Source organism: Aquimarina atlantica (assembly GCF_000626715.1).
GTDB classification, from domain to species: domain Bacteria; phylum Bacteroidota; class Bacteroidia; order Flavobacteriales; family Flavobacteriaceae; genus Aquimarina; species Aquimarina atlantica.
In genome coordinates this window covers 87,893-110,677 of sequence record NZ_AQRA01000008.1, presented here as the reverse complement: position 1 = coordinate 110,677, position 22,785 = coordinate 87,893, and the positions used below count along the sequence as shown (strand labels likewise).

Here is a 22,785-nt window from a genome sequence, read left to right as displayed (position 1 = left end):
AAATCTTTAGAAAAATTCACATAATCCATCTTAGTCATGAAACAGTCATTTCAAATATTCTTACCCTTATTTATTCTTATCTTATTTACCTCTTCTTTGTCTGCACAAAAAATAAAGAAAGATCCTAACGAATCCGCTTTAGAAACAGATTTATCCGATCGTCAAGCTATAATTACCACAATTAAGAATTTTTATATCGGTGACCATACCGGAAGTATCAAACATAAAAAACTTTCGATGCACGAAAAGGGTGCATACAGATATGTTAACAAAGATGGAGAATATTCAGAAAGTATTTTTCGATTGGATTCTGATAACGCCGATCCTAATTATAAAGAGGAATTATTGAGTATTGAAATTTATGATAAGCTTGCGCTAGCTCGACTTCGATTAGACCAATTTCGATCCAAGCTTCCAGAATATAAATTGATGACACTACATAAGGCTAATGGTAAATGGAAAATCACTAGTATTACCTGGGGCTTCGGAATTACGCAATAAAATAACGCATTTCGGATATTGGCCTGGTGGAGGGAACACACAATTTGTTGATTTTGTAATTTTTATTAGAAAAGATAAGGTATCATAAAGACAACCTTCCTTTAAAACATGCCTTGGTTTAGACCACAGATTTGGAAAAGAAATAGAAAATAGAAAGTTTGAAAAACATTGGAATGATGTTTTCTAGGATTTTTTAAATTGGGTCTATAAAACGGAATAAAAAACGTATACTAATAATGGCAACAAAACCTCTTTAATGAACAAGGAAGAAATCATAAACATAATTTGTGAGAAATATGCTTTTTTAAATGATGAATGCAAATTAGAGTTCTCTAAATATTCTAAAGTATTAGTATTAGAAAAAGGAGAAATATTGGTTAAAGAAGGGCAATATTCTGATAAGGCTTATTTTATTGTTAATGGATGCTCTAGAGCTTTCTATTTAAATAACGGAAAAGATATTACCGATTGGTTTGCATTTGAAAATGATTTTATCTGTGCTATAAATAGTTTTTTTCAAAATATACCTAGCCCGCATTTTATTGAAGTGTTAGAAGAAACTACACTACTGGTCATATCTAGAGATTATATAATGAAATTGTCGGATAGGTATCATGATTTTGAACGATTAACAAACAGAGTCGCTACTAGAACCATGCTAAAATTACAAGCTAGAATTGTAGCCATGCAATTTCAATCTGCAGAACAAAAATATCAAAACCTATTATCTGCATACCCCAATATTACCCAAAGAGTTTCATTAACACATATCGCTTCTTATCTCGGGATTACCCTCGAAACATTGAGTAGAATACGAAAACAACACATTAAAAATTTGATATAAATCAAATAAAAAATAATGATCTGTATCGACATTTGTAAAAATAGCAAAGATGAAACGAATACAATATACACCAGATATCATAACAACAACCCAGCAAAAATCTGCAATTATGATTAAAAAAAGTATTGCCATAAAAGAAGTTAGCCTGTTATTGCTATTTTTTATAGGTAGTTTTTTACTGTTTCCCACGATCACTATAGGGCAGCATCGATACACCGGAGTCTCGGACCAAAATCAGACAGGTTCGAAAGGGATCTCTACCGATGGTCTGGTGGCATCTTATGATTTTGAGACGTATACCAGTAATGGGTTGTTAAAAGACTTTGGTCCTTTTAAAAATCATGGTAAAACTTTAAGAAACCTGGATACATTGGGGCTCTCTGGTAAAGCCCGTAAATTTTCTACTCTTGCAGATATAGTAGCGCTTCGCGATCATAAAAGTTTTGATCTTGAAGGCCCTATTACAGTAGCGGTCTGGGTGAAGGTGTCTACTCTAAATCTACATCAACATATTTTGGCGTGTAATGATAAATTTGTTCTTTGGATCACAAAATCAAATAAGTTTAAGTTTGCAGACACACAAGGAAATGCTTTTACTACATTAGAAGGAACGGTGAAGGCCGATGGTTGGCATAGTGTAGTTGCTGTATGGTCGGGAACCAAAGGAGATACACTTTCTAAAGATAACATCAAAATATTTGTTGATGGTGTACAGATGGATGGTACTTATAAGAATAAATGGAGTCCCAGTACTATGAAAGCCAATAACGCATCTGTTATAGGTTCGACACTTCATGGTGCTATCCCGCATCAGGAATTACCTTTTGTAGGAGCAATAGACGAATTACAGGTCTTTTCTAGAGCTCTTAGTGAGGATGAAATAAAAATTCATGCAACAAAATAACCATTAGATTACTATTTTGATTTTATTTAGACTCCGCAGGCTTGTGCTGTGCTTATTACAGTATCCCTGTAGGATTTGTGTTTTAATTTTCGTGTGAGAAATTGTCCAAAAATAACAAGGTAACCTTATTAAAGTATATATATGTTTGTATATGAGTAATCCTACACAGTTAGAAAGGTACAAGTCTTTGTTAGATTTTTTGGATAAGAAGTTTAAAGAAGATATCACTATCAATGATATAGAAGAGGTATCATATTACTCCTATCGAAATATCAATCGAATATTTCTTGCACTACACCATGAAACAATCGGAAAGTATATTAAAAGAATTAAGCTAGAAAAAGCTGCACAATACATTAAATATTCTGACACTACTATTTCTGATATTGCTTTTTTTCTTGGGTATAGTGACATCGCAGCTTTTAGCAAAGCATTTAAAAATCAATTTAATTGTTCCCCCTCTCAATTTAGAGAAACCCAGGAACTTAAACGACAACTAATTCAAAAAGCAATAGCACCTCGCGAAATAAATCAACAATCCCCTATTACTTTTGAAATTGAAGAATTGCCTGGTTTCGATTTTCTATACCTTACCTATCAAGGAACATTTGAAGATATTGATAGTATTAAAGAAACCTGGAAACAACTTATAACGTATGCATCAAAAAATAATGTATTTGATAATGATACCATATGTATGGCAGAGATATTAGATGATAATGATATTACCGATAGTGTACATTGTAGATATAATGCAGGTATTGTTATAGAATCTCCATTAAAATTTGAAGTAGATGGATTGTTTAGAACTAAAACAATAGCGCCTCAAAAATATGCTAAATTTCTTCATAAAGGCAGCTATGAAAACTCTACGGTGACCTATGATTATATTTATTCGCATTGGATGACCGATATACAATTAGAATTGGTAGATAAACCTACCCTGGAGTTTTTTCTTAATGATGAAGCAGATACTCCCCAAGACGAATTACTTACCGAGATTTACATTCCTATCAAATAACATATTGTCCAAAATTAACAAACAAGTGCTTTAGCATTGCTATTACTTTTGCTTTATAAGTAAAAAGCATGAAGAACTTTACGTTTCAAAAATACTGGTACTTAGGAGTTTTAGGGTGTATTGGTTTCTATACCTTCTCAGATGTGGTTGATTATTACCATGGTCGAGGTTCTATATGGGGGTTATTAAGCCTGTTGTGGTTCCTTTGGTTTTTATACTTCTTACCAGAAAACCAACAGCAAAAATGAATATAGACGAAATTACTTTACTTTTTGAGACTTCAGAAATACTAGATTATGTAGCGTATTTCTTTATCATTAATTTTACGCTTATCTTTTTTGAAATTTGCTTAGATTTTTTTACCAGTAAAGCGCGAAGGTGGAAAGATACAGGAGCTAACATCCTTATATTTTTTATCGGACAATTAGTAGAAAAAACAGCCTTTGGCTCTATCGGCGTCATTTGTCTCCTGCCCTTTTACCATCTATCACCATTTGAGATCCCTATGAGTGGCTGGACCTGGATTGTAAGCCTATTGGCTGCTGATTTTACCTACTATTGGATGCATAGGTTAGAACATGAACATCGTATTTTATGGGCCAACCATAGTGTACATCATTCTTCTGAAGATTATAATCTAACCGTATCTATGCGATTAAGCATCATAGAAAGTGCAATCGAGTGGATCTTTCTTATACCAATGATCTTAATGGGTTTTAATCCTTTTCAGGCGATAGTTTCATTAATTTTTGTAGCACAATATCAAACATGGATCCATACCGAAAGAATTATCAAACTGGGCTGGCTCGATGAAATATTTAATACCCCTTCTGTACATAGAGTGCATCATGGCTCTAATGAAAAGTACCTCGATAAAAATTATGGTGGCATCCTGATACTATGGGATAAACTCTTTGGCACATTTCAGAGAGAAGAAGAAAAAGTGATTTATGGTTTAACAAAAAACATAAATTCTAATAACCCTATCACGATCAATTTTATTGAATACAAAAACATATGGAGAGATGTAAAACAATGTAGAACCTGGAGTGATCGGTTTAGGATCATCTTTGGTGGTCTTATATGGCGCCCTTCTTATTTTAAAAATCATAAAAAATAATACATGACAACTATAACAATAGCTAACAAACTAGTAGAGTTACTACGGGAGAAAAAAATTTTGGAAGCCCAGCAACAATTATTTGCTACAGATGCAATAAATCAGGAACCCGATATGTATAAAGAAAAATCAGTAGCAGGTTTAGAAGCTATGATTCAAAAAGAAAAACGTTTTCTTTTGTATATAAAAAAATGGAATCATTTTGAGGTTTCAGAACCCTTAGTGAGTAAAGATCATTTTAGTATACGAATGATCACAGATGTAACCATGGTAAATAATGATAATGTAGTGATCGATGAGGTTATTGTTTATGAAGTAAGGGAAGGAAAAATCGTAAAAGAGCAATTTTTTTATTAAATAATCAAACGGCTTCAAATAATTTTCCTGGCAACGGCTTTACAACTCCTTTAAGTTCCATATTAAGTAAAACAGAAGCTGTTTTAAACGTAGGGATTTGGCATTGTAATGCTATAACATCTAATAGTTCTTTTCCGTTATCGGTTAAAAAATCATAGATTTTCTTTTCTTGTTCATCTAACTCTACAAACAATTTTTTCTGTACAGCAGGTTGTTTATTCTCATCGAGTTTCCAATTAAGCATATACATTAGATCAGCTGCACTGGTAAGCATATGGGCGCGCTGGGTCTTTATCAACATATTACATCCCTTGCTTAAAGGATCATGTGCCCTGCCAGGTACTGCAAATACATCGCGATTATACGAATTCGCAATATCTGCAGTGACCAAGGAGCCTCCTTTATCGGCACTCTCGATTACTATAGTTGCTTCGCTAAGCCCGGCAATAATTCGATTACGACCCAGAAAATTTTTACGATCAAAAGTATCTGTGCTCCAGAAATCTGTGAAAAATCCGCCGTTTTCCTCGATCTGTGCGACATACCTCTTATGTGCTTTGGGATAAATTTGATTTAAACCATGAGCTAAACAACCTATAGTTTGCAGATTATGCTTAACCGCTGCGCGCTGTGCTGTAATGTCTACACCATACGCAAAACCCGATATAATAACAGGATCTATAGGCGCCAGCGTTTCTATCAATTCTTCACAAAACCGTACTCCATATCGAGTTACCTTTCGTGTCCCCACAATACTCAGTATCTTTTTGTGCTCAAGATCAATATTTCCAGAACTAAATAATACTACGGGGCCATCAATACAATGTTTTAGTTTTTCAGGATACCCCTGTTGATCATATACCAGGCAATTGATATTATTCTCCTGCACAAATTGTAGTTCGTTTTCTGCCATTTTTCGATATTCTGGATTATGCAAATCTTTGATTTTCATTTTTCCTATTCCATCAATTTTGAGCAGGTTGTTCGTTTTTTCGGCAAGTACTGCCTGTGCATCACCTACTTCGCGTATTAATTTTTTGATAGAACTATCCCCAAGATTGGTTACTTTTTTAAGGGTAAGTAAGGCAAGAAGTTTTTCGATATTCATGTAATAATTTGTAAGTCAGTGCAAGAAACAAAAAAAAACGAAACTGTTAATAAATTCAGCGGTTAGAGTTTAAATGGCCTTCATTTTTTTATACCTTTGGGATAATTAATTTTCACTAACAAAGAAAGCACATTTTAGAAGGGGTAATGAATAACACAGCTAACTATATAAGCGAACTATTATATCGATATGAATGCATAATTCTACCAGGTTTTGGAGCATTTTTGACCAGACGTCAACCCGCTACAATACAAGATGGTACTAATGCATTTTATCCTCCTCAAAAATTAATTTCTTTTAACAGTCAGTTGAAAAACAATGATGGCTTGTTAGCGAATTATATTGCTTCTGCCGAAAACATCTCATATACAGATGCTGTTGCCAAAATCCAACGTTATGTTTTATCTCTTAATGAAAAGATGGCAAAAGGACAACGTATAGAATTAGAGAAAATTGGTGCGTTCTATACTTCGGTAGAAAACACCTTACAATTTGAACCTTTACAAGAAGTAAATTATCTTACAGAGGCTTTTGGATTACATTCTTTTGCATCTCCTGTGATCAAACGTGATATTGAAATCAAGCGTGAAGTATACAAAGAAGAGGTAGAAGCTATCGAAGAAGCAATCCCACTTACATTTACACCAGAAAAACGTCGTGAACGCCCTTATTTACAATATGCAGCTGTGGCAGCAATCCTATTGGGAGTTGGTGGCTTTTTTGGTTTGAAACAAGTTAGTGATACCAATGTAAGTTATAATAATAAGGAATGGCAAAAAGCCAATCAGGAAATTGAAAACAGAATACAAGAGGCTACTTTTGAGATTTCTAATCCACTTCCTGCTATTAATCTTAATATTATAAAAGGCAAAGAAAATACTACAACTACAACCTCTGAAGTATCTAATACTACGACATCAGGAAGTTTTCATATTGTAGCTGGTGCCTTTAGAATTGCATCTAATGCAGATACTAAAGTACAAAAACTTAAAGCGCAAGGGTTTAATGCACATCTAATTGGAGTAAACAGATATGGTTTACACCAGGTAGCTTACGAAAGTTATGAAAATCGTTCTGAAGCGGTACAAGCACTAGCCAGAATTAAAAGAGAACAAAGTTCTAAAGCCTGGTTATTAATTAAAAAGTAATCTAAAAACCTTACTGCACCTATATGGTATAAGTGTTTTGTTGTTACCATGACAGAATACTGTAATATCAAGTTTAAATACTCATAAATTATACCTGTTGTTATTTTCTCATTATGGTATTACCGCATATCTTTGCAAAAATTTAAAATTGCATGGAATCCAGATACCCTTCAGAATCTCTTACTACTTTAACCGATTTGGTACTAACAGGAGAAACCAACCCTTTAAATAACTTATTTGGAGGAGAACTTTTAGCCCGTATGGATCGGGCAGCAGGAATTGCTGCAGGTAGACATTCTAGACGAATTGTGGTTACTGCTTCTGTAAATCATGTTGCTTTTAATAAGGCTATCCCATTAGGTAGTGTTGTAACTGTCGAAGCAAAAGTTTCCAGAGCTTTTAGATCGTCTATGGAGGTGTATATAGATGTTTGGGTAGAAGACCGCCAGAGTGGAGATAAAACTAAAGCGAATGAGGCTATCTATACCTTTGTTGCTGTAAACGAAAGCGGAAGCCCGGTAGCCGTACCTTCAATAAAGCCAGAAACAGCACTCGAAAAACAGCGGTATGATGCAGCTTTGCGCCGTAAGCAATTGAGTTTGGTTCTAGCAGGAAAAATGAATCCTAGTGATGCTACAGAGCTAAAAGCATTATTTGTATAAACGATATACTCATTACATCTTATAAATCCAACTTTGAGGATTTAATCGTTTTGCATTTTGGTAGATTAAGAATTTCATGATTGCTCTACCGGTTGTTGGGTTGGTACGCACCTCACCTATTGCTTGTTTTGTTGCTACTTTTTGCCCTTCTTTAACACTAATATTCTCGATATTATAATAGGTAGTGATATAATTACCATGTCGTATTTGTATCAAACGACTGGCCCCCTTAAGTTTTTGTATCGCGATTACTTCTCCTTCAAAAATGGCTCTCGCAGGTTCTCCCGACCTCGTTTCAATTTCTACCCCACTACTATTAATTTGTATATTAGGAAGCGTAGGATGAGGCTGACGGCCAAATTTCTTTGTTATTCTTCCTGTTCCTACAGGCCAAGGCAATTTTCCTTTATTAGATGTAAAATTATCTGCTAATATTTTAGCCTCTGCAGTAAGGGCAAATGTGGTCGCAGATCCTTTTTTAGTTACTTTTTTACCTGCCTTTTTATTAGCTCTGGCAATTGCTTCTCTAATTAACTTCTCAATCGCTTTATCAATAGCACTGGCCTGTTGTTCTTTTTCTTTAATTTGCTTTGTGTAGGTGCCTTGTTTTTTGCGAATAGAAGCCATTAAAATCTGTTGCTCCTTTTTTTCTGCTTTAAGCTTATTCTGTTCTTCGCGATTCTCCTCGATCAGTACTTGCTTTTCTTTTTTTTGTCTAGACAGATCTGTATTTAAAGCCTGCAATTCTCTGGTATTACTTTCTATTCGATCTGCCTGCTCTTTGCGATGTTCATTATATTGTTTCATATACTGTAATCGCTTATAGGCTTGAGAAAAATCAGAAGAAGAAAGTAAAAACATAATTCTACTTTGGTGAGATTTACTCTTATACGACTTTGTGATCATCTTGGCATAATCCTTCTTAAGGGCAGAAAGCTCCTTACGATACGCTTCTATTTTTTTAAAATTCGTATTGATCTCACGGGTTAATAAGTTAGCCTGTTGGTTGGTTATTTTTATTAGATTTTTACGTGTTCCTATCTGCGAATTGATCGTTTCAACTTCATAAAGAACAGATCGTTCTTTACGTTTGTTATTAGCCCGTAGCTCTTTCATTTGTTCGATCTCTTCTCTAAGTCGCTGGCGCTCTTCTTCTAGCTGCTGTTGTTTGCTACTTTGAGAAAAGGATGGATTACAAACCAATAATAAACCTACGAAATATATAATCTTTAAAAACCTCATTGAATAGTGACTTGCTTATATCCTGATGGTATTTTAAACGGAAAACTCACCTTAGCATTGTAATCTACCGTCTTATAATCTATCTCTATCATTGTTTTTTCTTTTTCCTGCAATGCTTCGATATAGATTTCTTTTGGAAAATCCTGATTTCCTACTTTTTGATAGCTTTGATAATTAATCGTTAAATCTCTATTTTCGATAGGCTGTTTTAATCGTTGTGAGTACATTTTGAAGGTATCCGGATGTATTAAAAACAATCGTTCAAAAAGTGCTAATTCTGTTTTAGGTCGTAATTGATATCCTTTTCCTGTTATTGAGGATTTATATTTATCGTCTCTTAAGTTAAACAACGCTTGCCCTAACAGCATTTGCTGTACCTTATCATAATCCAGATCTGTGCCCAACCAATCACTTAGCAATTTAAAATCTCCTTCAAAATAGGTATTGTTAATTTTCTCGTAGTAGCTTACCTTTTCTGGTGTTATTAGTGCCTTTGCCAATGTAATACCTAACATCTTTACACTAATCCAAATGGTTTTATCTTTTTCTATTCGCAATGTAGCATTAGGGCTATAAGATTGTTTGCCATCATCATATCTTACTTTTATACGAGTATTAAGTGTTTTAAAATTAAAAGATCGATTGTAATGATTTGCAATTATTTTTTCTGCATTTAGTTTTTTGATTCCCAACGCACTTACCGCTTTGGTTCCCTTACAAGAATTAAGCATCATCATAGCAATGCACAATAGATAAAATATTCTGTTCATTACCCGCTTATGATTTTTTCTGAAGTTGATTTACTTTTTGTTGATATTCTGAAGCTTTTGTAGTATCTCCCAAGTTGCGATATGCCACACTTATTTGTTGGTAAAAGTCTGATTCCATCTTTAGGTCATCTATCACGTAGTCTATACCTATCGTAAGGATCTCGATAGCTTCTGTCGCTTTTTCGAGATGAATTAGTGCTACACCATTAGCCAAATAGAAAATAGGTTGTGCAGGATACATTTCTAAAGCCAATTCGCTTCCTATTTCTACTTTTTCGTATCGCTTTAAATCGAGTTGTAATAGTAATATTCTTTTTAGCAATACAAAGTCATTAGCATTACTTTTAATTCCTCGTTCATAAAAATTGAGAGCCTGCTCTTTTTTGTCTTTTTTATAATAATAATGGCCTAATTCTGTAAAGACTTTTCCATTATTTTGACCATTAGAGAGCAACGAAACAATATCTGTTAATTGAGACTCATATTGAGGATGCTTATCAAGAAACGGCAAAAAATCGTTAATCACTTTATATTTTGATTCGACATCTATTTTATTGCTTTTTAAAGCAATCTTCATCGAACTAATAGCTTGTTCAAAATTATTTTCTTCAAGATAAAATTTATACAGTGCCAGATGTACGAATTCTGATTTTGGCTTTTTCTTTAATAACAATTTAGCCGTTTCAAACGCTTTTTCTTTTTGATTATCCTTACTATACAGGTAGATCAGGTTTAAATAATTCTGCTCTACCTTAGGTTTTTCTTTTATTTTTTGCTCTAGTCTACTAATTTGACTATTGGGGTTAATAATTTTTGAAGAGATTCTTTTTCGCAACCGATTGCGATAATCATCGGCTCCAAATTCATCATCTAATTCATCCAGAACGATTAATGCTTCTTCATATCGTTTTTCTAGAAAATACAAATTCGCTAGTTGCTCCTTGAACATAGGATTAAATGCAACTAGTTTTTCTACTACTCCTATTGATTCTTTATATTTTCGTTGTTGAAAATAAACTTCGAATAAAAGCTCAAGGAGAAACCTGTTATTGGGTTTGGCATCTAATACTTTTACAAAATTATTTTCTGCATCCTGATATCGTTTTAGCTCTAAATAATTCTTACCTAATTCTAAATATAAGAAATCGGGTTTAGGATCAATTTGTATACATTTCTCTATAGCTTCAATTGCCTTATCGTAATTGGTAATCGCTTTTTGTTTTAGCGCCTCAAAAAAATTCTCTTGAAATTCGTCAGAAACATTTCCCAGATCGTCGATATTTATCTCTTGTTTAGGTTCTATATCCTGAGATAGAACCATAGTATTCCCACTCCAAAAGAATAGAAATAAAAAACATATATGTTTCCAATAGTTAATCATAAACCGGGTTCTGCAATACTAGTATTGCATCATAAATTATTCCAAAACAGAATAGTCTCCAATACTCACTGTAGTGAAGTTTCCATCATAAACAGCATTGTTTCCAATCATAGCATTGTCTAAGTTAGCATTTTTTATGACAGTTTTGGTCTGAATCAGACTATTTTTGATTATTGCATTCTCGATTGTACACCCATTTCCTATCGAAACATTAGGCCCGATAGTCGCATTTTTTAACGTTACTCCTTCGCCCAAATAGCATGGTGCGATAACAGTTGAGTTTTCTTGAGTAACTTTATCACTAACCAAATGTTCTCCATCTTTTTGTAAAAACCCCAGCATTCTTGTATTTGTTTCTACCGTAACATTTTTGTTTCCGCAATCCATCCATTCATCTACCTGTCCGGTTACAAATACTTTTCCATTACTCATCATTCTTTTAATGCCATCATTAATCTGGTATTCTCCCCCATTAATAATATTATTATCCAGAACATACTGTAATTCGTTTTTAAGAACTCCCACATCTTTAAAATAGTATATCCCTATTACTGCCAGGTCAGATACAAACTCTTTTGGTTTTTCTACTAGTTCTACAATCTCATTATTATCATTTAGTTTTACAACACCATAAGCTTCTGGGTGATCTACTTGCTTTACCCAAATTACAGAGTCTGCGTTTTTATCGAGATTAAAATCTGCTCTAATTAGTGTATCTGCATAAGCAATTACTGCAGGTCCAGACAAAGATTCTTTGGCGCACATAATAGCATGCCCTGTTCCCAGGGGTTGATCCTGTCTATAAATAGATGCTTTTGCTCCCAGGCTTTCTGCTAATGTGGTTAAACTTTCTACTACATCATCTCCAAAAAATGCAGGGTCACCTAATACAAAGGCGACTTCATCAACTGGTTCTCCTAAAACTTTAGCAATATCAGATACTAACCGATGTACTATTGGTTTTCCGGCAACCGGAATTAATGGTTTAGGAACGGTGAGCGTATGAGGTCTTAATCTCGACCCTCTTCCTGCCATTGGTACTATAATTTTCATGTGACTTTAAATTGGTTTTATGATGATTGTTGTTTTATTTAACTCCTGTACTTCCAAATCCCCCTTCTCCTCTAGTTGTTTCTGACAATTCTGTTACTTCGATCCATTCTGCTCGCTCGTGTTTTGCAATTACCATTTGGGCTATTCGTTCTCCATTCTGAATAGTAAAATTTTCATTTGACAGGTTTACTAAAATTACTCCTATCTCTCCACGGTAATCTGCATCTATTGTTCCTGGTGCATTAAGTACTGTAATTCCCTTTTTGGCTGCTAATCCACTACGCGGACGTACTTGTGCTTCATACCCAACTGGTAACTCTATAAACAATCCGGTTTTTACAATGGTACGTTCTAGTGGTTTTAGCGTTATTGATTCTGTTATATGTGCTCTTAGATCCATTCCTGCCGAAGCAATAGTTTCATAATGAGGTAGATCGTGAGCTGATTGATTAATTATTTTTATCTGCATATTAACATCTTATTATCCTGTAAAAGTAGACTACTTTGCTATAAGCACTAAAAGCCAAAATTTTAACCGGACTTATCTTTTTAAAATTTGTTTTAATTCTTTCTTTTCTGAGGCGTACAAAATTACTAAAAACCCAAGTAACAACGGGATAGAAATTATATAATTACTATCAAAAACATAAAATGATAAAATCGAAAAGGTAATGGATACAACAAGGTACATTCCTATCTTTTTAAGATTATAAGGAATGGGGTAATATTTTTTGCCATAATACCATGATAACATCATCATAGATCCATAAGCTGCCAATGTTGCTATCGCTGATCCGAGATAACTATATTTTGGTATTAAAATAAAGTTCAACACCAATGTAATTATGGCCCCTACAACAGAAATATAGGCTCCAAACTTCGTTCTATCTGTAATTTTATACCATACAGAAAGGTTATGGTATATCCCAAGACAGAGGTTAGCTAATAAAATTATCGGAACCACAATCATTGCTTCCCAATATTCTGGGTTCTTAATCATAAACTCCTTTAAAAATTTTGAAAAAGTGATTACAATGATTAAAATTAAAGAGCCAAAAATCACAAAATATTGAGTTATTATTGCATAGGTTTTGGGTGCATCTTTTTCATTAGCATGACTAAAAAAGAATGGTTCGATTCCCATTCTGAAAGCTGTAGCAAATAATGTCATAAAAAGGGCTAGTTTATAGCAAGCAGAATATGCTCCAGAGTCAAACAATCCTTCTTTCTTACCCAATATCCATTCTAATAGTATTTTGTCAAAATGTTCATTAATAGCAAAGGCTAGACCAGAAACTAAAATTGGAGACCCGTATAATAACATCTTATGCCATAGTTCTTTATCAAATCGATAATCAATCTTGATATAGAAAGGTAACATTAACAATAATGTTACTCCACTGGCAATTACATTAGAAAGAAAAATATACTGTACTTGAAAATCTTCTTTATAAATTATCTGAAGCCATTCTATTTCTGTTGAAAGATCACCAAGAAATATAAGGAAAAACACATTTAAAGATGCATATATTATAACATTAACAGTCTTAATAAAAGCATAACGAATAGGTCTTTCTAAAGCTCTTAAATTGGCAAAAGGAATGATAACCAAGGCATCTAATACCAGAATCCAAATCACGTATATCAAAAACTCAGTTTTGACACCTATTAAAGTTGATATTTGATCTTGTGCTATGAATGCTACTATTGCAAAAATTATTGTAGAGACTACTATAGAAATTGCAGAGGTGCTAGTTACATTGTTTTTATATTTATCTAAATTTAAAAATCTAAAAAAAGAGGTCTCCATTCCATAAGCCAAAATAACATTAAACACTATGATCCATGAAAATAGTATAGTTACTCTACCATAAGATATAGGGCCTTCTAGATATTTGGTATGAACGATTACCAAAAGAAAAGACAACATACGCGGAAGCACTGTTGCCAGCCCATAAATAAAAGTTTGCTTAAAGAGTTTTTGAAATATGCTCAATTGGTGGTGTCCTTATAACTATAAAAATACAATTTTTTGTCTTACGTTTTTACCAACAAACTAGCTCTTAATCCCTAAAATATCATCAATAGTATTTATAGTAACAGAATGATAGTTTGGTCGAGCTTTCTCATAAATAAGTAATGCTTCTTTTGTTTTATTGTTTTGTTGATATGCCTTAAAAATAGTAGAAACGTACCAACGACGTCCTACAGTAATAAGAAAATCTTCAATTTTTTTATCTACATCATTACCATGGTAATCATAATTTATTGATTGTTCATACCAAACCATTGCGATATAAGAATTGGTAGCATTCGTTAGATTAAAAGCATCATCAAACATGGCTAAATGCTTTTTATTTATATCTTTTGGAAAATTACGAACAAAATATACCCACTCCTGAGTTGTCCAATTTTCGGTAATTTTTACATCTACCTTATTATTTGCAATAAATTGTGTTAATGCTTCTAAGACCTTATCAAATTTGTCTGATTTTGCAACAGCTTCATTATCCGGAACACCTGCTTTATAAATCCACTCATCGGTATTAAATTTAATGTTCTCTTTACTCAATAAATTTTCATTCAGAAAAACAATAAATTTCTCTGTACTTATGGTAGAAAAGGCATGCGTTTGAAAGTAATTGTTAAGGAATGTATCGAATTTTTCACGCCCCACTGTTTCTTCTAATGTTCTTAAAAACAAGTATCCTTTCTCATAAGCAATACTATTCATACCATCATCAGGATTACGTCCTTTTAAGTTCAGTTTTAATTTAGTCTCATTTGGTGTAGCTTTAAAACCCTCTATTTCATCATCTAAACTTTGTCTACTAATTAATGCTAACATATTTGCTCTGTCGACTCCATACAATTCTTCCATTATACGGGTTTCAAAATAAACTGTAAATCCTTCATTAAGCCAAAAATCATCCCAGGTTGAATTAGTAACTAAATTCCCTGACCAGGAATGTGCCAATTCATGTGCTATAACAGATGTTAAACTTTTATCTCCGGCTATTAGTGTAGGAGTAGCAAAAGTTAAACGTGGGTTTTCCATTCCTCCAAAAGGAAAACTTGGCGGTAATACAATTACATCAAATTGCTCCCAGGCATATTTTCCATATAACTTTTCGGCTGCAACAACCATTTTTTCCATATCCGAAAACTCATTATGAACGGCATCTACCATAGATTTCTCTGCATAAACTCCTGTTCTATTACTAATCGCCTTATACTCAATATCCCCAACCGCAAGTGCAATGAGATACGGAGAAATAGGTTGTTTCATTCTAAATCGATACTCTCCGTTTTCTGCTTTCTCTTTTGGGTTTTCTGCACTCATCACTGCCATCAAACCTGCAGGAACATTTACTGTAGCATTGTACGTTATTCTTATCTGCGGACTATCTTGTATAGGAATCCAGGTCCTGGTCAATATTGCCTGCCCCTGAGTAAATAAGAAAGGATGTGTTTTATCTGCGGTTTGTTGAGGATTTAACCATTGTAATGCTTCAGTTTTATTGGTGGTTTTATATTGAATAGTTATTGTTTTTGTGGTGTTTTGAATATCAATTTTTAGTGGTTGTCCCATGTATTCATCAAAACTTCCTAATACAAACTTGGTATCAACCCCATCTGCCTGTACATTTTCAATTTCCAAAAATTTAACATCCAAAACTATTTCTGAAGCGTTGTTGTTTTCTATTTGATACGTAGCACTTCCATTAATGATTTCTTTTTCAAAATCAACATCTATATCTAAATCTAAATGTTTTATCGCAGCTTTATTTGGTTGTGCAAAAGAATGCGGTTCTTCTTCATACTTAGGTAAAGAAGCTTCCTTTTTCAATTCTGTTTTTTCTTTTTTAGCATCGGCACAACTTCCTAACATTAGTGTTGCGCACACCAATAAAGTAATTACTTTTTTCATTTCCTATTTATAAATTTACAATGTTGATTATTCTCTTTTATTCAAAAACAGCATTTCTTGTCATGCATTGTTTCTCTAAATACACCAATATATGACTAGTTTTTCTTTATAATTTACTGACTCTTTCTACTCGGATACGCTTGCAATTCTTTTTCGGGTACATTATTTAATTTAAAATACCCTTTTTTACCTTTTTTGGTATACGCAACAATGCACTCATTATCTTTAAGTTCGAAAAGAGGTTTTTTTTCAACTGCAGGTAACTGGTTCTTAAACTCTTTCTTAGGATCATCACTCATAATCAGATCTTGCCTTCTAGGAGGGTAAGTATGATGGCCTACATATACAAGTTCGCTGGTTTTATGCCCCAGTTCTATCTTTTTCCCTTTAAAATAAGCATACTCTAATTGCACATCTGATGTCGAATTAACTTCTATATACAACATAAAACCAGAACCGCCGCCTTCAACCCCGGCTACCCATTTCTGAAAATAAACATCTTTAATAACTATTGGAGTTTTCATATCTATTTGCTGACTGCTGGCACATTGTGTATGTGTAATCAGTATTAACAAAATACCAATTGTTGTACTTATTGTTCTCAAATTTATCATTTTTGATATTTTAAATATTGAAAAACAAAATTGATACCAAAAACAATAGTTCTGGTAATTTTAGTTTCGCTAAAGATAGGGAAATAGGCAAAATACCAATTGAAAAAACAAAAAACCTCATAAGTTTTCTTATGAGGTTTTGGTATTTTATTATGATAACTCTGGCCAGGCAGAATTTATATCAAATTGTAATTAGTTATTTAAAGCTTCGGCACCACCAACAATTTCTAGAATCTCATTAGTAATAGAAGCTTGTCTTGCTTTGTTATACGACAATTTAAGCGCATCTCTAAGCTCTGTAGCATTATCTGTTGCTTTATGCATGGCTGTCATACGTGCTCCATGTTCTGATGCAAATGAATCTCGTATTGCTTTATACAATTGCGTCTTAAGTGATTTAGGAATTAATTGCTCTACAATTTCTTCTTTAGAAGGTTCGAAGATATAATCTAGATTTACATTCTTATCACTTTCTATTGGTACAATTGGTAAGAATTGCTCTGTAGTAACATCCTGAGATGCTGCATTTCTAAATTTATTATACACAATAACAATCTTATCGCAAGAACCATTAGTAAATAACTCCATAAGTTCTTCGGCGATATCTGCTACATTAGCAAAGGTAAGATCATCATACACCGAGCTTTTATTTGCTACTACTGTATGTGTTTTTGAAACAACATCATTAACTTTTTTACCTATAGTAACAAAATCTACTTGCTTACCTGCATATTCATTTTGAGATAACTCTCTTACAGCTTTAACAATATTAGAGTTAAAAGCACCAGCTAAACCTCTATTAGAAGCAATTGCTACTATCAATACTTTATTTACTTCACGTTCTTCTGCATATGCACTTGCACTATCTCCTTCTAGCGAAGCACTTAAGTTTTGTAATAACTCGGTAAGTTTATCTGCATAAGGACGCATTGCAGTAATTGCCATCTGTGCCTTATTCAACTTTGCTGCAGATACCATTTTCATGGCACTTGTAATTTGCATCGTTGAAGATACAGAGGTAATTCTACTACGTAATTCTTTTAAATTTGCCATTTTTCTTAGTATTGAGTATTGAGTAGTTAGTAATGAGTACTTTCTAGATCAACACCATTCTAAATAGTAAACTTTATTTTATTAAGTACAGCGTATTAGAACCTAATACGCTGTACTCTAATACTAGTTTTTATATTTTGCTGAAATTTCTTTACAAGCAGCCATTAACACATCGATTACCTCGTCTGTTAATTTTCCTGCTTTTAAAGTATCTAGTGTATCTCTATGCTTGGCATTAAGATATTCTATATAATCACTTTCAAATTCTTTTACTTTATCTACCGGTACATCTTTCAGTAAGTTCTTAGAACCTGCATAGATAATTGCAATCTGATCTTCTACAGTATATGGATCATTTTGCGCTTGCTTAAGAATCTCTACGTTACGTTTTCCTTTTTCGATTACGTTTAAGGTAGCTGCATCAAGGTCAGATCCAAACTTGGCAAATGCTTCTAGTTCACGAAACTGTGCCTGATCAAGTTTTAATGTACCTGCTACTTTTTTCATAGACTTAATCTGTGCAGATCCACCCACACGAGATACAGAAATACCTACATTAATTGCCGGACGTACACCAGAGTTAAATAAGTCTGATGTTAAGAATATCTGACCATCTGTAATCGAAATTACGTTTGTAGGAATATATGCAGATACATCACCTGCTTGCGTTTCGATAATTGGTAATGCAGTTAATGATCCTCCTCCTTTTACTTTATCTTTTAAAGAATCAGGAAGGTCATTCATATCTTTAGCAATAGTATCATCTGCAATTACTTTTGCAGAACGCTCTAATAATCTAGAGTGAAGATAGAAAACGTCTCCAGGATACGCCTCACGACCTGGTGGACGACGTAATAATAAAGATACTTCACGATATGCTACCGCTTGTTTTGATAAATCATCATAAATAATTAATGCAGGACGTCCTGTATCTCGGAAATATTCTCCGATAGCCGCACCCGCAAATGGAGCATATACCTGCATTGGAGCAGGGTCAGAAGCATTAGCCGCTACAATAGTTGTATATGCCATTGCTCCTTTATCTTCTAATACTTTTGCGATACCTGCTACTGTAGATGCTTTTTGCCCAATGGCAACATAGATACAGTATACTGGCTCACCAGCATCATAAAATTCTTTTTGATTAAGAATAGTATCAATACATACCGTTGTTTTACCTGTCTGACGGTCGCCAATAACTAATTCACGTTGTCCTCGTCCTACTGGTACCATCGCATCGATAGACTTGATCCCTGTCTGAAGAGGTTCGTTTACTGGTTGACGAAAAACTACACCAGGAGCTTTACGCTCTAATGGCATTTCGAAAGTTTCTCCTTCGATTGCACCTTTACCATCGATAGGGTTACCCAATGTATCCACTACACGACCTACGATTCCTTCTCCAACATTAATAGATGCGATACGTTGTGTACGTTTTACAGTTGCACCTTCTTTAACTTCGGTTGAAGAACCTAAAAGTACTACCCCAACATTATCTTCTTCTAAGTTAAGTACGATACCTTCTAAACCAGATTCGAATTGTACTAATTCTCCATATTGAGCATTAGACAATCCGTATACACGAGCGATACCATCCCCTATTTGTAATACTGTTCCTACCTCTTCTAATGAAGCTGATGCTTCAAATCCAGATAATTGTTGTTTTAATATTGCTGATACTTCAGCAGGATTCACTTCTGCCATTTTATAATAGTTTGAAAGAAAGAGTATAAACACTCATCCTCTTATTATTAAATTTATAAACGTATGTATTAATTACTTAATTCTCTTCTTAAGTTTGTAAGCTTATTTGCTATACTTGCATTATACTGTAAATCACCTACTCTAAGAATAAACCCACCGATAATACTTTCATCGATTACATTTTCTATTGTAGCTTCGTTACCTGTTAATTCTTTAATCTTGGCCAAAACTTTAGCACTTAACCCTTTGTCTAATGGTACTGCTGTAGTTACTTTTGCAATCTGAGTGTTATTTAACTTATCAAACAAAACACTATATTGCTTAGCTACATCATTTAATAGATGTACTCTTTTATTTTCGATTAATACATCAAAAAGTTTTTGTGTAATCTCACCAGTATTCTTAAAGATCTCACGCAATGAAGCAAGTTTTACTTCACTTTTGATCAACGGACTATTTAACACCATTCTGAGCTCGGCGCTATCGCTAATTGTTGCGATAATACTTTGCATATCCTTCTGAACATCTTCTGTAGCTTTTTTATCCTGAGCTAAACTCAAAACTGCTTTAGCATAACGTATTGCTGCTCTACTCATTTAGTTTAATTTAAAGTAACGTCCTCTAACATAGACTCAACTAATTCTAGTTGTTTTCCTTTGCCAGATAATTCTTTTCTTACTACTTTTTCTGCAATCTCTACAGAAAGTCCTGCTACCTGATTCTTAAGATCTGCAATTGCGGCCTTTTTCTCGCTAGCAATAGTAGCTTGTGCCTGTGCTACAATTTTATCGGCTTCTGCCTGCGCTTCAGACTTTGCATCTGCAATCATATTTTCTTTAAGCTGTCTAGCTTCTTTAAGCATCCCATCTCGTTCTGCTCTAGCCTCATTTAAGATGCGCTCATTATCAGCCTGAAGGTTTTGCATTTCTTTTCTTGCTTCTTCAGCAGATTCTAATGCATTTTTGATTCCTTCTTCACGATTACTAACAGCCTCTAAAATAGGTTTCCATGCAAATTTTCTTAATAATAATAGTAAACCTACAAAGATTAAAATCTGCCAGAAAAACAGACCAAACGAAAAATCATTTATTAACTTCTCCATTATTAATTATATTAATTTCTTTACTGTTTAATTTTAAAAATCTAATAACAACAGCTACAACCAACCGTTATAGCTGTTGTTTGTAAATTAAGCTGCGAATAACGCTGCAAATCCAATACCTTCAATAAGTGCCGCTGCAATAAGCATAGCGGTTTGTATCTTACCAGAAGCTTCTGGCTGACGAGCGATAGCGTCCATCGCCTGACCACCAATTCTACCGATACCGATACCAGCACCTATTACAATTAAACCTGCTCCAACAATATTTGGAATTTCCATAATTATATAATTAAAAATTAAACGTTCAAATTCTAGTGATGTGCCTCTTCATTTGCCATACCGAAGTATAGTGCAGACAACATCGTAAATATATAAGCTTGTAATGCTGCTACCAATAATTCTAATATTGATAACGCAAAAGCTAATCCAAATGATAATGGACCACCGATCCAGTTTTTAAACAAGAATATCATTCCGATAATACTCATTAGTACCACGTGACCCGCAGTCATGTTCGCATATAAACGAATCATTAATGAAAATGGCTTGATAAAAACTCCTAACAATTCTATAGGTGCCAAAACAACTTTCATAAAAGTTGGCACACCTGGCATCCAGAAAATGTGACCCCAGTAATTTTTATTCGCTGTTAAATTAGTGATTAAAAATACGATTAATGCCAACGCAAAAGTTACTGCAATATTTCCTGTAACATTAACTCCCAGAGGAGTCATTCCCAAAAGGTTCAAAAACCAAATAAAGAAGAAAACAGTAAGCAAAAAGCTCATATACTTCTTATATTTATGTTCACCTATATTAGGGATAGCGATATCATCTCTTATAAATAAAACCAAAGGCTCTAAGAAACGTCCTACACCTGTAGGGATACCATTATTTTTCTTATATGATTTTGCAAGACTTCTAAACATAAAAAACATAAGTAAACTAATTAATAGCATACTTACTACATTTTTGGTAATCGAAAAATCAAGTGGTTTTGCATTGGTGGCATGATGATCCTCATCATAATTGATCGTTCCCGATGCATCTGTTTTGTATATTTTTGAATGGTATAGTTTATAGTAATTACCATCAACTTCTGCAACAGTTTCACCATGATGAAACTTAGAAGAAGAAAAAACTTTTAGTCCATTATCCCATAAAATTACAGGCAAAGGAAAGCCATAATGCTTATTTGCTTCTTCATCAGAAAACAATGTAAAATCATATGAGTCTTGAAGGTGATGATCTATAAATTCTTTGATTCGTTCTTTTAAACCTCCTTCTCCTTCATGTTCCTTTTTCTCGGATTCTTTGGCAAATAAGTTTCCAGTCGTAAAGACCAGGCTAAAAATCAATAAAATTTTAACTACAGTATGTTTTTGCATTACGCGTAAAATTTCGGTTCCTAAATTTCGGTGCAAATGTACATAATTATGTTAGATTCTTAAACTATTTTGACTAAATAAGTTTAAGATTATCTATAAATAATTAAGTTTCTGAAAATCAATTACTTATTAGAATTCAAAATCTTAGAAAGATAGTAGACTTCGAGGATTAAACAGATTAGATAGGCTATAAAAAAATCAAGAAAGACATTTTTATTGATTTCGAAATCACTTAACTTACTAATAGCAATAAAAACTCCGATTTTTATAAGGCTACCAGCCATAAAAATAAAACCAAGTTGGTCTTTAAATTTTTTACTTAGTAATAGTATAATGAAGGTAAACACAAAGGTAAATGTGCTGTTAAATATATATGAAAGCTTGATAATATTGATATTTCTTTCTAGCAAAAATGCATTTATGATGCCCATATGGATCAAATAAGTGCCTGCTATTACAATAGTGAAAAGAAATAAAAAACGAAATACGTTCTTTCCCATTAGCGTATTAAAATTCTATATTCAAAAAAACTCATCAAATATCTAAAATTTTCTAAACATGCATAAGCAAGTAAGAAATTTAAAAATCTAATACGTGATATGTTAATAATTAATCCGATTTATTAATCCGATTGAGTTGCTTAATTACCAAATATATAGAAGCAGTTACCCCAAAAAGAATAAATCCCATGGTAAACCATTGTTTATCCAGTTCATAGTAGGCATCCAGTTTTTTTCCGGCATAAGCACATAGGAATATGGTAGCCCCCATTTGGAAAGCTATTCCTGTAAGGGCAATATATTTGTTAAAGGTCTTCTTGCCTCGATTATTATTTTTCAAGATTTCTTTTATTAAGAAAAAACATCGTTTTAAATAAACATT

The 22,785-nt window shown here is 33.4% G+C and carries 24 protein-coding genes; 8 read left to right on the top strand and 16 right to left on the bottom strand.

What is annotated here, in order from left to right:
* The first annotated feature begins 36 nt into the window (after positions 1-36).
* The 6 genes from ATO12_RS18445 to ATO12_RS18420 all read left to right on the top strand — a co-directional run bounded on the left by ATO12_RS18445 (position 37) and on the right by ATO12_RS18420 (position 4,747).
* Positions 37-501, top strand: a complete 465-nt coding sequence (locus ATO12_RS18445; RefSeq protein ID WP_034244809.1) for a nuclear transport factor 2 family protein — start codon at positions 37-39, stop codon at positions 499-501.
* 256 nt (positions 502-757) lie between these two features.
* Positions 758-1,345, top strand: a complete 588-nt coding sequence (locus ATO12_RS18440) for a Crp/Fnr family transcriptional regulator (protein ID WP_034244807.1) — start codon at positions 758-760, stop codon at positions 1,343-1,345.
* Between the two features lie 49 nt (positions 1,346-1,394).
* Complete coding sequence (locus ATO12_RS18435) at positions 1,395-2,249, top strand: LamG domain-containing protein (RefSeq protein ID WP_034244805.1); 855 nt, start codon at positions 1,395-1,397, stop codon at positions 2,247-2,249.
* Between the two features lie 151 nt (positions 2,250-2,400).
* Positions 2,401-3,270 carry an AraC family transcriptional regulator gene (locus tag ATO12_RS18430; protein WP_034244802.1) on the top strand — a complete coding sequence of 290 codons (870 nt, stop codon included), beginning with the start codon at positions 2,401-2,403 and terminating at the stop codon, positions 3,268-3,270.
* Positions 3,271-3,445: 175 nt separating this feature from the next.
* Positions 3,446-4,390 (top strand): sterol desaturase family protein, encoded by a 945-nt coding sequence (locus tag ATO12_RS18425; protein ID WP_205625251.1) that lies wholly within the window; start codon positions 3,446-3,448, stop codon positions 4,388-4,390.
* 3 nt (positions 4,391-4,393) lie between these two features.
* Positions 4,394-4,747 carry a SnoaL-like domain-containing protein gene (locus tag ATO12_RS18420; RefSeq protein WP_034244800.1) on the top strand — a complete coding sequence of 118 codons (354 nt, stop codon included), beginning with the start codon at positions 4,394-4,396 and terminating at the stop codon, positions 4,745-4,747.
* Positions 4,748-4,751: 4 nt separating this feature from the next.
* On the opposite strand, the gene dprA is transcribed toward ATO12_RS18420, so the two are convergent.
* Positions 4,752-5,855, bottom strand: a complete 1,104-nt coding sequence (gene dprA, locus ATO12_RS18415) for a DNA-processing protein DprA (RefSeq protein WP_034244797.1) — start codon at positions 5,853-5,855, stop codon at positions 4,752-4,754.
* A 146-nt stretch (positions 5,856-6,001) separates the two neighbouring features.
* Between dprA and ATO12_RS18410 the strand changes: the two genes are divergently transcribed.
* Both ATO12_RS18410 and ATO12_RS18405 read left to right on the top strand, forming a co-directional pair.
* Complete coding sequence (locus ATO12_RS18410) at positions 6,002-7,003, top strand: HU domain-containing protein (protein WP_034244794.1); 1,002 nt, start codon at positions 6,002-6,004, stop codon at positions 7,001-7,003.
* Between the two features lie 152 nt (positions 7,004-7,155).
* Complete coding sequence (locus ATO12_RS18405) at positions 7,156-7,665, top strand: acyl-CoA thioesterase (protein WP_034244786.1); 510 nt, start codon at positions 7,156-7,158, stop codon at positions 7,663-7,665.
* A 12-nt stretch (positions 7,666-7,677) separates the two neighbouring features.
* Here the strand turns inward: ATO12_RS18405 and ATO12_RS18400 are convergent, their stop codons facing one another.
* From ATO12_RS18400 to ATO12_RS18325, 15 genes are all read right to left on the bottom strand, one after another.
* Positions 7,678-8,907 carry a murein hydrolase activator EnvC family protein gene (locus ATO12_RS18400; protein WP_034244783.1) on the bottom strand — a complete coding sequence of 410 codons (1,230 nt, stop codon included), beginning with the start codon at positions 8,905-8,907 and terminating at the stop codon, positions 7,678-7,680.
* The gene (locus ATO12_RS18395) at positions 8,904-9,677 is read right to left on the bottom strand and encodes a DUF4292 domain-containing protein (RefSeq protein ID WP_034244780.1); all 774 of its coding nucleotides are present in this window, start codon (positions 9,675-9,677) and stop codon (positions 8,904-8,906) included. Before ATO12_RS18395 ends, ATO12_RS18400 begins: the two co-directional genes overlap by 4 nt.
* Before the next feature lie 7 nt (positions 9,678-9,684).
* Positions 9,685-11,058 (bottom strand): tetratricopeptide repeat protein, encoded by a 1,374-nt coding sequence (locus ATO12_RS18390; RefSeq protein ID WP_034244777.1) that lies wholly within the window; start codon positions 11,056-11,058, stop codon positions 9,685-9,687.
* Between the two features lie 36 nt (positions 11,059-11,094).
* A complete protein-coding gene (locus ATO12_RS18385) occupies positions 11,095-12,111 on the bottom strand; it encodes a sugar phosphate nucleotidyltransferase (RefSeq protein ID WP_034244774.1) in 1,017 nt (338 codons plus the stop codon).
* A 34-nt stretch (positions 12,112-12,145) separates the two neighbouring features.
* Positions 12,146-12,580 carry a dUTP diphosphatase gene (gene dut / locus ATO12_RS18380; RefSeq protein ID WP_034244770.1) on the bottom strand — a complete coding sequence of 145 codons (435 nt, stop codon included), beginning with the start codon at positions 12,578-12,580 and terminating at the stop codon, positions 12,146-12,148.
* A 72-nt stretch (positions 12,581-12,652) separates the two neighbouring features.
* Complete coding sequence (locus ATO12_RS18375; RefSeq protein WP_034244768.1) at positions 12,653-14,107, bottom strand: oligosaccharide flippase family protein; 1,455 nt, start codon at positions 14,105-14,107, stop codon at positions 12,653-12,655.
* A 60-nt stretch (positions 14,108-14,167) separates the two neighbouring features.
* On the bottom strand, positions 14,168-16,042 hold the full coding sequence (locus tag ATO12_RS18370; protein WP_034244764.1) for a hydrolase/aminopeptidase: 1,875 nt from the start codon (positions 16,040-16,042) through the stop codon (positions 14,168-14,170).
* 113 nt (positions 16,043-16,155) lie between these two features.
* Positions 16,156-16,647, bottom strand: coding sequence for a hypothetical protein (locus tag ATO12_RS18365; RefSeq protein WP_131248859.1), 492 nt, complete (start codon positions 16,645-16,647; stop codon positions 16,156-16,158).
* A 201-nt stretch (positions 16,648-16,848) separates the two neighbouring features.
* On the bottom strand, positions 16,849-17,709 hold the full coding sequence (gene atpG / locus ATO12_RS18360) for an ATP synthase F1 subunit gamma (protein WP_034244759.1): 861 nt from the start codon (positions 17,707-17,709) through the stop codon (positions 16,849-16,851).
* Between the two features lie 123 nt (positions 17,710-17,832).
* On the bottom strand, positions 17,833-19,413 hold the full coding sequence (gene atpA, locus ATO12_RS18355; protein WP_034244756.1) for a F0F1 ATP synthase subunit alpha: 1,581 nt from the start codon (positions 19,411-19,413) through the stop codon (positions 17,833-17,835).
* A gap of 68 nt (positions 19,414-19,481) precedes the next feature.
* Positions 19,482-20,009: an ATP synthase F1 subunit delta gene (atpH, locus tag ATO12_RS18350; RefSeq protein ID WP_034244752.1), complete on the bottom strand. Its 528-nt coding sequence runs from the start codon at positions 20,007-20,009 to the stop codon at positions 19,482-19,484.
* A 5-nt stretch (positions 20,010-20,014) separates the two neighbouring features.
* On the bottom strand, positions 20,015-20,515 hold the full coding sequence (locus ATO12_RS18345) for a F0F1 ATP synthase subunit B (RefSeq protein WP_034244749.1): 501 nt from the start codon (positions 20,513-20,515) through the stop codon (positions 20,015-20,017).
* An 87-nt stretch (positions 20,516-20,602) separates the two neighbouring features.
* On the bottom strand, positions 20,603-20,794 hold the full coding sequence (gene atpE / locus ATO12_RS18340) for an ATP synthase F0 subunit C (RefSeq protein WP_034244746.1): 192 nt from the start codon (positions 20,792-20,794) through the stop codon (positions 20,603-20,605).
* Positions 20,795-20,826: 32 nt separating this feature from the next.
* Complete coding sequence (gene atpB / locus ATO12_RS18335) at positions 20,827-21,903, bottom strand: F0F1 ATP synthase subunit A (protein ID WP_034244743.1); 1,077 nt, start codon at positions 21,901-21,903, stop codon at positions 20,827-20,829.
* Between the two features lie 609 nt (positions 21,904-22,512).
* The gene (locus ATO12_RS18325; RefSeq protein WP_025665406.1) at positions 22,513-22,743 is read right to left on the bottom strand and encodes an AtpZ/AtpI family protein; all 231 of its coding nucleotides are present in this window, start codon (positions 22,741-22,743) and stop codon (positions 22,513-22,515) included.
* Between the last annotated feature and the right edge of the window lie 42 nt (positions 22,744-22,785).